The organism is Pseudomonas sp. MWU349 (assembly GCF_017947325.1).
In the GTDB taxonomy this organism is placed as follows: Bacteria; Pseudomonadota; Gammaproteobacteria; order Pseudomonadales; family Pseudomonadaceae; genus Aquipseudomonas; species Aquipseudomonas protegens.
In genome coordinates, this window is record NZ_JAFEVP010000004.1 from 808,082 (window position 1) to 818,793 (window position 10,712).

The 10,712-nt window shown below is 60.0% G+C and carries 12 protein-coding genes; 4 read left to right on the plus strand and 8 right to left on the minus strand.

The features are described 5' to 3' along the window. Positions 1–12 precede the first annotated feature (12 nt). Complete coding sequence (locus KCG88_RS20055; protein WP_009045862.1) at positions 13–435, plus strand: OsmC family protein; 423 nt, start codon at positions 13–15, stop codon at positions 433–435. 73 nt (positions 436–508) lie between these two features. Here KCG88_RS20055 and coq7 read toward each other — a convergent pair whose 3' ends face one another. The 6 genes from coq7 to hemJ form a co-directional block, all read right to left on the minus strand. Further along, positions 509–1,156 carry a 2-polyprenyl-3-methyl-6-methoxy-1,4-benzoquinone monooxygenase gene (gene coq7, locus KCG88_RS20060; RefSeq protein ID WP_011063796.1) on the minus strand — a complete coding sequence of 216 codons (648 nt, stop codon included), beginning with the start codon at positions 1,154–1,156 and terminating at the stop codon, positions 509–511. A gap of 126 nt (positions 1,157–1,282) precedes the next feature. Beyond that, the gene (locus tag KCG88_RS20065) at positions 1,283–1,621 is read right to left on the minus strand and encodes a histidine triad nucleotide-binding protein (RefSeq protein ID WP_016963742.1); all 339 of its coding nucleotides are present in this window, start codon (positions 1,619–1,621) and stop codon (positions 1,283–1,285) included. A 70-nt stretch (positions 1,622–1,691) separates the two neighbouring features. Beyond that, positions 1,692–2,480: an SDR family oxidoreductase gene (locus tag KCG88_RS20070; RefSeq protein WP_047289556.1), complete on the minus strand. Its 789-nt coding sequence runs from the start codon at positions 2,478–2,480 to the stop codon at positions 1,692–1,694. Between the two features lie 62 nt (positions 2,481–2,542). Beyond that, positions 2,543–3,463, minus strand: a complete 921-nt coding sequence (locus KCG88_RS20075) for a DUF805 domain-containing protein (RefSeq protein WP_047289555.1) — start codon at positions 3,461–3,463, stop codon at positions 2,543–2,545. 96 nt (positions 3,464–3,559) lie between these two features. Continuing rightward, positions 3,560–4,528, minus strand: a complete 969-nt coding sequence (locus tag KCG88_RS20080; RefSeq protein WP_019092762.1) for a nitronate monooxygenase family protein — start codon at positions 4,526–4,528, stop codon at positions 3,560–3,562. Between the two features lie 32 nt (positions 4,529–4,560). Beyond that, a complete protein-coding gene (gene hemJ, locus KCG88_RS20085) occupies positions 4,561–4,992 on the minus strand; it encodes a protoporphyrinogen oxidase HemJ (RefSeq protein WP_011063791.1) in 432 nt (143 codons plus the stop codon). A gap of 135 nt (positions 4,993–5,127) precedes the next feature. On the opposite strand from hemJ, the gene argC reads away from it, so the two are divergent. Together argC and erpA are read left to right on the plus strand one after the other, a co-directional pair. After that, positions 5,128–6,162: an N-acetyl-gamma-glutamyl-phosphate reductase gene (gene argC, locus KCG88_RS20090; RefSeq protein WP_047337946.1), complete on the plus strand. Its 1,035-nt coding sequence runs from the start codon at positions 5,128–5,130 to the stop codon at positions 6,160–6,162. Positions 6,163–6,330: 168 nt separating this feature from the next. Then, positions 6,331–6,681 carry an iron-sulfur cluster insertion protein ErpA gene (gene erpA / locus KCG88_RS20095; protein ID WP_210712964.1) on the plus strand — a complete coding sequence of 117 codons (351 nt, stop codon included), beginning with the start codon at positions 6,331–6,333 and terminating at the stop codon, positions 6,679–6,681. Between the two features lie 70 nt (positions 6,682–6,751). Here erpA and KCG88_RS20100 read toward each other — a convergent pair whose 3' ends face one another. Both KCG88_RS20100 and KCG88_RS20105 read right to left on the minus strand, forming a co-directional pair. Continuing rightward, positions 6,752–7,843 (minus strand): anhydro-N-acetylmuramic acid kinase, encoded by a 1,092-nt coding sequence (locus KCG88_RS20100; protein WP_210712965.1) that lies wholly within the window; start codon positions 7,841–7,843, stop codon positions 6,752–6,754. Between the two features lie 3 nt (positions 7,844–7,846). Further along, entirely contained in the window at positions 7,847–9,268 is a 1,422-nt protein-coding gene (locus KCG88_RS20105) for a peptidoglycan DD-metalloendopeptidase family protein (protein WP_210712976.1), read from the minus strand. Positions 9,269–9,477: 209 nt separating this feature from the next. Here KCG88_RS20105 and tyrS point away from each other — a divergent pair, with 209 nt between their 5' ends. Then, a complete protein-coding gene (gene tyrS, locus KCG88_RS20110; RefSeq protein ID WP_053154182.1) occupies positions 9,478–10,677 on the plus strand; it encodes a tyrosine--tRNA ligase in 1,200 nt (399 codons plus the stop codon). The last annotated feature ends 35 nt before the right edge of the window (positions 10,678–10,712 follow it).

Sequence of the window (10,712 nt, forward strand, 5' to 3'; positions counted from 1 at the left end):
GGAGTCTTGGCGATGAAGGCACGCATCCAATGGGCTGGCGAAGCCATGTTCCTCGGCGAGTCGGGCAGTGGCCACGTAGTGGTGATGGATGGCCCGCCGGAAGCCGGTGGCCGCAACTTGGGTGTTCGCCCTATGGAAATGCTCCTGCTCGGCGTGGGCGGTTGCAGCAACTTCGATGTGGTCAGCATTCTCAAGAAGTCGCGCCAGGCGGTTGAAAGCTGCGAGGCCTTCCTGGACGCCGAGCGTGCCACCGAAGACCCCAAGGTCTTCACCAAGATCCACATGCATTTCGTGGTCAAGGGCCGGGGCCTGAAAGAAGCCCAGGTCAAGCGGGCCATCGAGCTGTCTGCCGAGAAATACTGCTCGGCGTCGATCATGCTCGGTGCGGCCGGTGTAGCCATCACTCACGATTACGAAATCGTCGAGCTGGGCTGAACCGGCGCGGGTTCTGGCGGTAAAAGAAAAGGGCGCTTCGATAGCGCCCTTTTTTGATGCCCGTGGTGTGGAGTCAGATCCGGTAGGTACTCTTGGTCATGACCTTGGCCAGCAGGCTCATGCCGAATTTCACCGGCGCTGGAAAGCGGAACCCGCCGGCTTCAAGCGCGGTTTCAGCGTGATGTTCTTCGTCGATGCGCATCTGTTCGAGAATCGCTCGGGACTTTTCGTCTTCGGCCGGCAGTTGCTCCAGATGCTCGTTCAGGTGCTTGCACACCTGGTCTTCGGTGGCGGCCACGAACCCCAGGCTGACCTTGTCGCTGATCAGGCCTGCCGCGGCGCCGATGCCGAAGGACAAACCGTAGAACAGCGGGTTGAGCACGCTCGGGTGGCTGCCCAACTGGCGGATGCGCTGTTCGCACCAGGCCAGGTGGTCGATTTCTTCTTCGGCGGCGTGTTCCATGGCCTGGCGTACCTGAGGCAGCTTGGCGGTCAGGGCCTGGCCCTGGTACAGCGCCTGGGCACAGACTTCCCCGGTGTGGTTGATGCGCATCAGGCCGGCCACGTGCCGGGTGTCCTCGTCACTCATCTGCGCTTCCGGCTGCACGATAGCCGGCGACGGGCGATAAGGTTGGCCGCTGAAAGGCAGCAGCGTGCGCATCGCCATATCGGCTTGCAACAGCAGGCGGTCGATCGGCGAGTAGTGACGTTGGGTAGTCATGCTTATCTCCGGGAGAAATCTCGGCGGCCAGTTTACTCCAATCAAAGGAGCGAAAACTGCGCTGGATCAGCGCACCCTCGTCCCCGATGGTCCGAGAGGGCGCTGCGCAAGGGGTGGGGCGGGCAATCAGCCCGGCGGCCAGTTCATCTGGCGCTGACCCAGCACGTGCATGTGAATGTGGTACACGGTCTGCCCACCCAGCTCGTTGCAGTTCATGACCACCCGGAAGCCGTCTTCGCAGCCTTGTTCCTTGGCCAGGCGCTGGGCGGTGAACAGAATATGTCCGGCCAGGGCCTTGTCGTCCTCGGTGAGGTCGTTGAGGGTGCGGATGGGTTTCTTCGGGATCACCAGGAAGTGCACCGGCGCTTGCGGGGCAATATCGTGGAAGGCCAGAACCTGGTCGTCCTCGTAGATGATTTTCGCGGGTATTTCTCTGTTGATGATCTTGGTGAACAGAGTATCCACAGCTGTTTCTCCATTGGGTTGGTCCGGGCCGAGTGTACTCAGGTGCACAAGGTGCGCCCAGCCCCGACGTTTAACGTGGGCAGTAGGCCCGATTGACGTAACCGACAATCTTGCGGGTCAGCCAGCGTGAACTCAGGCGGGCGCTGAAGGCCATCCAGCGGTTCAGGCGGCCGGGAATGATGATGGCGCGGTTCTTTTCCAGGGCGCGCACCGCATACAGCGCGACCTCCTCGGGGCTCATGAGCAGCTTGCTGTCGTTGAGTTTCGCGCTGTCCATCTGTGCAGTGCGGAAAAAAGCGGTGCGGGTCGGCCCCGGGCAGAGCACCGAGACCTTCACCGCGCACTTCTTCAATTCTTCGCGCAACCCTTCGGAGAAATGCAGGACATAGGCTTTGCTGGCGTAGTAGCTGCTCATCCAGGGGCCAGGGTAGAAGGCTGCCACTGAGGCGACATTGAGGATCTGCCCGCCGCCCAGCAGCGCCATACTGTTGCCCAGGGCATGGCACAGGCGGGTGAGGGCGAGGATGTTGACCTCGATAAGGTCCTGCTCGGTCATCCAGTCCTGGGCCAGGAACGGGCCGCTGGTGCCGATGCCGGCGCAATTGACCAGCAGGTCGATCTGCCGGTCACCTTCCTCCAGTTCCAGCAGGAAACCGGACAGGCGCAGCGGTTCGCCCAGGTCGCAGGCGCGGAACAGCACTTCGACGCCGAAGCGCTGGGTCAATTCCAGGGCGATGCATTCCAGCTGATCACGCTGACGGGCCACGAGAATCAAGTTGCGGCCGCGCCGGGCCAGTGCTTCGGCCAGGGCCAGGCCTATGCCGCTGGAAGCGCCAGTGATCAGAGCGTAACGGGTCATGCATTTCTCCATCGCAACGGCCGGCGGCCTGCGACGGGGAGGGTCGCAGGCTCGGGGCGCGTTTATTCTTGCTCGGACTCGGATTCTACAGGGGCGGCGATATCGGCGGGTTCGGCATCTTCATCGGCGCTGCTGGAGTCGATGCTTTCGCTGTAGCTGGTTTCGCTGTAGCGATCTTCCAGGGAGCTCAGGCCACCGGCCACCATGCCCACGATCAGTGCGACGATCAGGACAACCCACATCCAGGACAGTACCTTGACGGCAGTGGTGTTGGGCGGTGGTGGGGCGCCGTAGCGGTTGGCCACGTTGCTGCCTGGGCTGACCATCAGCACCAGAGGGAAGATGCTGCCGACGATGGGCACGAAGTTCAGCAGCCACAGCCAGCCCGACCAGCCGAGATCGTGCAGGCGCTGCACGCTGATCTGAATGCTCACCACGAGGAAACCGATGAAGACCACGATGCCGCCGACAATCCCCAGGCCGGTGAGCAGGGTGGAATTGAACACCGCCGCGGACAGGATACCGAAGAAGGCGCCGACCCCGACCACGGCCAGCATGGCCACCGTCAGAACCAGGGTCCAGGCCAGGTAGCGCAGGCGACCGATACGGCCTTCGAAGCTGAATACGTTGAGTGCGGCGTATTGTGGGATTGCATCGCCTACTGCGGCTTGCGGGGGCGCATAGGGCGACTCGCTGAGGTTGCTGGCCCTGGATGTGGGGGTTACTGCGTCTAGATCCAGCTTCAGGGCCTGTTCGGATTCGATGCGGGCGTCGATCCCGGCGTTCTTCAGTGCCTCCAGATAGCGCTGGGCGTCGGTCTGGGTCAGGTCGCGCTTGAGCTCCACCTGCTGGCCGCTGAACAGGCGCTCTACGGCGGCGGTATCGCTTTTGAACAGTTCGGCGAGGTTCAGTTGGGCAGTGGCTTTTTCCACGCCGGGCAGCAATGTGCCGTCGAAAACGATCTTGTAGCGGGTTTCGCTCATGGGGGCATCCCTGTCACTTGAAAAGAAGGTTTACACAAAAGACCGACAGTTTAAGGCCAGCGCCCCTCAGCTGGCCAAAAAACTAATGAGAACGGGTTAACGTGGCCAGCGTTTGCTCAGTTGGCTGGCGCGTTGCTGGGCCGCCTGATATTCGCTGTCCAGGCGCGCGATCAATTGGTCGACGCTGGGCAGGTCGTCGATTTCACAAACCCCCTGGCCTGCGGACCAGACGGTTTTCCAGGCTTTTGCCTCATCGCTGATGGGTTTGAGCTTGGAGCCGAAGTTGATCTCACCTTTGCCTTGCAGGGCGGCCAGGTCGAAGCCGGCGTTCTCCAGGCTTTGGCGCATGAAGCTGGCAGGTACTCCGGAAACCGCGGCGGTATGCACGATGTCGGCGGCTCGAGAGCTGAGCAGCATCTCTTTATAGGCATCCGGTGCGTGGCTTTCGGTGGTACCGATAAAGCGGGTGCCCAAGTAGGCGAGGTCGGCGCCAAGCAGCTGTGCGGCGAGAATCTCGTGGCCCCGGTTCAGGCAACCGGCCAGTAGCAGGGTCTTGTCGAAGAACTGGCGGATCTCGGCGACCAGAGAGAAGGGGCTCCAGGTGCCGGCATGGCCACCCGCTCCGGCTGCGACGGCGATCAGCCCATCGACACCCGCCTCGGCGGCTTTCTCGGCGTGTCGGCGGGTGGTCACGTCATGAAATACCAGGCCGCCGTAGCTGTGCACGGCGTCCACTACTTCCTTGACCGCGCCGAGGCTGGTGATGACGATCGGTACCTTGTGCTCGATGCAAATCTGCAAATCGGCCTGCAGCCGCGGATTGCTGTTGTGCACGATCAGGTTCACGGCGTAGGGAGCAGGGTTCTCCAGCTTGGCCAGGCCCGCTTCGATCTCCTCCAACCAGGCCTTGAAACCGCTGCTTTCGCGCTGATTGAGGGCGGGAAAGCTACCCACCACACCATTGCGGCAGCAAGCCAGGACCAGTTCCGGATTGGAAATCAGAAACATCGGCGCAGCTACTAGGGGCAGACGCAGACGTTGTTCGAGCAAAGCGGGCAGTGACATTGGAGTACCCCCAGGGAAGCGACTAATTAGAGTTAGAACGGCCGTACAACGACCAAAATTACAATAGCCAGCAATATCAGAACCGGTACTTCATTGAACCAGCGATAAAAGACATGGCTGCGGGTGTTTTCGCCACGGGCAAAGCGCTTCACTTGCGCGCCGCACATGTGGTGATAGCCGATGAGGATGACCACCAGGGTCAGTTTGGCGTGCATCCAGCCGCCCTGGCCGAAATACGCGCTGGGGTTGAGGCTGATCAGCCAGATGCCAAAGATCAGTGCCGCGATCATCGCGGGCCCCATGATGAAGCGGTACAGCTTGCGTTCCATCAGACAGAAGCGCTCGCGGCTGATGCTGTCCTCGCTTTGGGCGTGGTAAACGAACAGGCGTGGCAGGTAGAAAAGGCCGGCAAACCAGCAGACCACACTGACGATATGAAAGGCTTTGAGCCATAGATAGAGCATTTTTAGTTATTCCCAGGTTCACGGTGGCGAAGATAGTAGAGGGTAGAGCGTCCGCACGTCACCTTGACGGTTGTCGCAGGGGCGCGCCGCCCCTATTATCGGCAGCTTTCCAGTGGGTTCGTTGAGGGCAGGTTTATGGTCAAGGTCGGTATCGTCGGCGGCACGGGTTACACCGGTGTCGAACTGCTGCGTCTGTTGGCACAGCATCCGCAAGCGCGAGTGGAAGTCATCACTTCGCGATCCGAGGCTGGCCTGGCCGTTGCCGACATGTATCCGAACCTGCGTGGCCATTACGACGGCCTGGCGTTCAGCGTGCCGGATATCAAGACCCTGGGTGCCTGTGACGTGGTGTTCTTTGCCACCCCCCATGGCGTGGCACATGCGCTGGCTGGCGAGCTGCTGGCTGCGGGGACCAAGGTCATCGACCTGTCGGCAGACTTCCGCCTGCAGGATGCCGATGAGTGGGCCAAGTGGTACGGTCAGCCTCACGGCGCCCCTCAATTGCTGGACGAAGCGGTCTATGGCCTGCCAGAAGTCAATCGCGAACAGATTAGGAAGGCCCGTTTGATTGCTGTTCCTGGCTGCTATCCAACCGCAACCCAGCTCGGTTTCCTGCCGCTGCTGGAAGCCGGCCTTGCCGACACTTCCCGGCTGATCGCCGACTGCAAGTCCGGTGTCAGCGGTGCTGGTCGTGGCGCCAGCGTCGGGTCGCTGTACTCGGAAACCTCCGAGAGCATGAAGGCCTATGCGGTCAAGGGACACCGTCACTTGCCGGAAATCCGTCAGGGCTTGCGCCGGGCAGCAGGCAAGGAGGTTGGCCTGACGTTCGTACCGCACCTGACGCCGATGATTCGCGGTATCCACTCCACGCTCTACTCCACGGTGGTGGATAAATCGGTGGATCTGCAGGCGTTGTTCGAGAAGCGTTATGCCAATGAGCCGTTTGTCGATGTAATGCCGGCCGGCAGCCATCCGGAGACCCGCAGTGTGAGGGGGGCCAACGTGTGCCGGATTGCCGTGCACCGGCCGCAGGATGGTGATCTGGTAGTGGTACTGTCGGTCATCGACAACCTGGTCAAGGGCGCTTCGGGCCAGGCGGTGCAGAACCTCAATATCCTGTTCGGCCTGGATGAGCGTCTGGGGCTGTCCCACGCGGGCATGCTGCCTTAACGTCGTTTTTGCGTGAACCAAAAGGCCCGTCTGACGGGCCTTTCTGCTTTATACGGGTGGCTGTACGACTATTGATATACCGTAACAATAGTTGACCGATTTTCTCGGAGAAGCGGATAATGCGCGTCATTACGCAGTATGGCGGCTTAACGCCGGGAGATAGTCAGCATGAGCGTTGAATCCTTCACCCCCACGGCTTTGCAATTCACTCAAGGTGCGGCGCACAAGGTGAAGACCCTGGTCGATGAAGAGGGTAATGATCGCTTGAAGCTGCGCGTATTCGTTACGGGCGGCGGTTGTTCGGGGTTTCAGTACGGTTTCACTTTCGACGAGGAAGTGGCCGACGATGACACTATCGTCGAGCGCGAGGGCGTGAGCCTGGTGGTCGATCCGATGAGCTTCCAGTACTTGGCCGGTGCTGAAGTGGACTACCAGGAAGGCCTGGAAGGTTCGCGGTTCGTGATCAAGAACCCCAATGCCACCACTACCTGTGGTTGCGGGTCGTCTTTCTCGATCTGACTTGCCAGCAACAGCCATTCGCCGAACGCCGCAGGGGCCTGGGATCCTGCGGCGTTTTGCTGTCTGCTGTTCAAGCCGGGTAGATGGCGCCTAGTACACGCAGGCCACGGGCACCGGTAACGCTGGGCCGGTTGGCAGCAATGCCTTCCAGGCAGCAGTGGGCCAGCCAGGCGAACGCCATAGCCTCTACCCAGTCCGGATCTACCCCATACGCTGCGGTGCTGCTGACCCGGGTTTGCGGGAGTAGGGCTGCCAGGCGGCCCATTAGCGCTGCGTTATGCGCGCCGCCGCCACACACGAGCAACTCCTGGGTGTCACTTTGAGCGCTCTGCAGCGACTCGACGATGGTCAGTGCCGTCAGCTCCAGAAGGGTCGCTTGCACGTTTTCGGCGGCAATAGCGCCCCGAGCGGTCAGATGCCGCTGTAGCCAATCAAGATTGAATACCTCGCGCCCGGTGCTCTTCGGGCCTTGGGTGGCGAAGAACGGATCACTGAGCAGGGCTTGCAGGAGGGGCGGATCAACCTGACCGCTGGCAGCCCACTGGCCATCGCGGTCGAAGTTCTCTGCGCGTTGGGTCTGGATCCAGGCATCGAGCAGGACGTTGCCCGGGCCACAGTCGAATCCCGCCACCGGCTTGGCGGTTTCGATCAGGCTCAGGTTGCTGAACCCGCCGACGTTCAGTACGGCGCGGTTTCCCGGGCGCTGGTCGAAAAGGGCTTCGTGAAAGGCCGGAACCAGCGGCGCGCCTTGTCCGCCCGCTGCCACGTCGCGGCTGCGGAAGTCGCTGACGACGGTGATACCGGTCAGCTCAGTGAGCAAGGCCGGGTTGCCTATCTGCACCGTGAACCCGCGGCTTGGCTCATGGCGCACGGTTTGTCCATGGCTGCCGATGGCGCGAATGTCTTGAGGGTGCAGTTGCTGTTGTTGCAGAAGCTGGTTGATGCCCTGGGCGGCCAGTTCGACCCAGTGCTGTTGGGCGATGGCGGAGCGGGCGATCTCGTCGGGGCCACTGGCGCACAAACTCAGGAGTTCGGCGCGCAGGGTATCGGGCATGGGGATGTAGCGAGTGGCGACCAAACTGGGCGCCGGGCTTTGCTCGATCAGGGCGATGTCCAGGCCATCAAGGCTGGTACCGGACATCACACCTATATAGAGCGCCATGGCTTAGCGCTTGCTCGAGGCCAGCATCGTGGCCTTTTCCTGGTCCATCCGGGCCATCAGAGGCTGGCTCTGCTGCAGGAAGCGCGCACGTTCGGCCTTGGCGATCGGGTCGGCCATGGGCAGCTTCTGGCCTAGCGGGTCCACGTGGACACCGTTGACCTGAAACTCGTAGTGCAGGTGCGGCCCGGTGGACAGCCCGGTAGTACCGATATAGCCGATGACCTGGCCCTGTTTCACTGAGCCGCCAGTCTTCACACCCTTGGCAAAGCCTTGCATATGGCCGTACAGGGTGCGGTAGGTGTTGCCGTGCTGGATGATCACGGTATTGCCATAACCGCCACGACGGCCGGCCAGCAGCACCTTGCCATCACCGGCAGCCTTGATTGGCGTGCCCCGTGGCGCGGCATAGTCCACGCCCTTGTGGGCACGGATCTTGTTCAGGATCGGGTGCTTGCGGCCCATGGAAAAGCGCGAGCTGATGCGAGCGAAGTCCACCGGTGTACGGATGAAGGCTTTGCGCATGCTGTTGCCATCAGCGGTGTAGTAGCTGCTGGAGCCTTGTTTGTTGGTGTAGCGCACTGCGGTGTAGGTCTTGCCGCGGTTAGTGAAGCGCGCGGAGAGGATATTGCCTGTGCCGACTACCTTGCCGTTGGCGACTTTTTGCTCATAGATCACGTCGAATTCGTCACCCTGGCGAATATCCTGGGCGAAGTCGATGTCGTAGCCGAAAACGTTGGCCATATCCATGGTCAGGCTGTGGGATAGCCCGGCGCGGGCGGCAGACTGCGAAAGCGAGCTGTTGATGACGCCGTGGACATAAGCAGAACGAACCACTGGCTTGGTGATCACTCGGCTGAACGTGAAGCCCTTGGGGCCTTTGGTCAGGCTGATGGTTTCCAGGTCGCTGACCTTGCTGTGCAGGTTGTTCAGTTGGCCATCAGGCGTCAGCTCGAACTCCAGCTTCTGGCCATGCTTGAGTTGGGAGAACTGCTTGGCCTGCTTGTCGCTGGCCAGTACTTCATGGACAGAAGTGGCTGGCAGGCCAACCTTTTCAAAGAGTGTGGAGAGGGTGTCGCCCTTGGTGACCAGCACTTCCCTGTGGCCGGGGGCTTTTGGCTCCTCCACGGCAGCAGGCACAGGTGCGGTTTCTGCGGTTTGCGTGGTGTCTTCGGCGGTGTTTTCGATCTGTGCGAAAGGTGAGGCAACGGCCTCGCTTGTGGCTTGTTCGCTGGATGCGGCGTCTTGATCTTGTGTCAGTTGCTCGATCGGGCTTTCCAGATCAAGGCTCAATGTCGTTTTTTTTGCTTCTACATCACTGGATGGAAATACCAGAAGGGCCAAGCTGAGAAGGGCCGCGATGCCACTTGCGGCGAGCAGGTGGCTCTTCGGATAAAGCGGTGGCGCTTTAGACGGTTCGGTGGTCATAGGTAATTTGACTTTGAAAAGATGAAATGGAAAAGATGAATGACATGATGAAGATGAAATAACTGTATAAAATATAACCAAATCATCTGTGACGCAAGGGCGCGGGCACTGTGCTTTCGGAATGGTCCCGTACGCCGGGCAAAACTTGTAATTAGTCCGTGATCTTGTATGGTTGGTTCCCTTTTGAATTTGAGCCTTGCGGGTCTGTTATGAAGTCGGTTGAAGAGCAGCTAGCGCTGATCAAACGTGGTGCGGAAGAGTTGTTGGTCGAGTCCGAGTTGATCGAGAAGCTCAAGCGTGGCGAACCGCTGCGTATTAAGGCTGGCTTCGATCCGACGGCGCCGGATCTGCATCTCGGGCATACCGTACTTATTAATAAGCTGCGTCAGTTCCAGGACTTGGGTCACCAGGTGATCTTCCTGATTGGTGACTTCACCGGCATGATCGGTGATCCCAGTGGCAAGAGTGCCACTCGCCCACCCTTGACTCGCGAGCAGGTCCTGGAAAACGCAGAGACCTATAAAAGTCAGGTTTTCAAGATTCTTGATCCTGCCAAGACTGAGGTGGCTTTCAACTCCACCTGGATGGACAAGATGGGGCCGGCGGATTTCATTCGTCTAACTTCCCAGTACACCGTTGCGCGAATGCTCGAGCGCGATGACTTCGACAAGCGTTACTCGACCAATCAGCCGATTGCCATTCATGAGTTCCTGTACCCATTGGTGCAAGGCTATGACTCGGTGGCGTTGCGCGCCGATGTCGAGCTGGGCGGTACCGACCAGAAGTTCAACCTGTTGATGGGGCGTGAGCTGCAGCGCGGGTATGGTCAGGAGGCGCAGTGCATTCTGACCATGCCATTGCTCGAAGGGTTGGATGGCGTCAAGAAGATGTCCAAGTCTCTGGGTAACTATGTCGGTATCCAGGAAGCGCCGGGTGTGATGTACGGCAAGCTGGTGTCCATTCCGGATGCGTTGATGTGGCGTTACTTCGAGTTGCTCAGCTTCCGCTCCATGGATGAGATCAATGCGTTCAAGGCGGATGTAGATGCTGGTGCTAACCCGCGTGACATCAAGATCAAGCTGGCTGAAGAGATTGTTGCGCGCTTCCATGGTGAAGAAGCTGCCGCAAATGCTCACCGTGCCGCAGGTAATCGCATGAAAGATGGCGAGCTGCCTGATGATCTGCCGGAAATCGAGCTGGTTGCTGCCGAGGACATGCCTATTGCGGCTGTCCTTAATAAGGCAGGGCTGGTGAAGAATGCCGCGGTGGCTCGGGATCTTCTAGGCTCCGGTGGTGTGCGGGTGGATGGTGAGGTTGTCGATCGCACCTATATATATGCAGTGGGTTCGACCCATGTGTGCCAGGCCGGCAAGAAGGCATTTGCACGAATTACGCTTAAATCCGAATAAAACTGAAAATAGGTGTTGACGGCGAATTATATCTC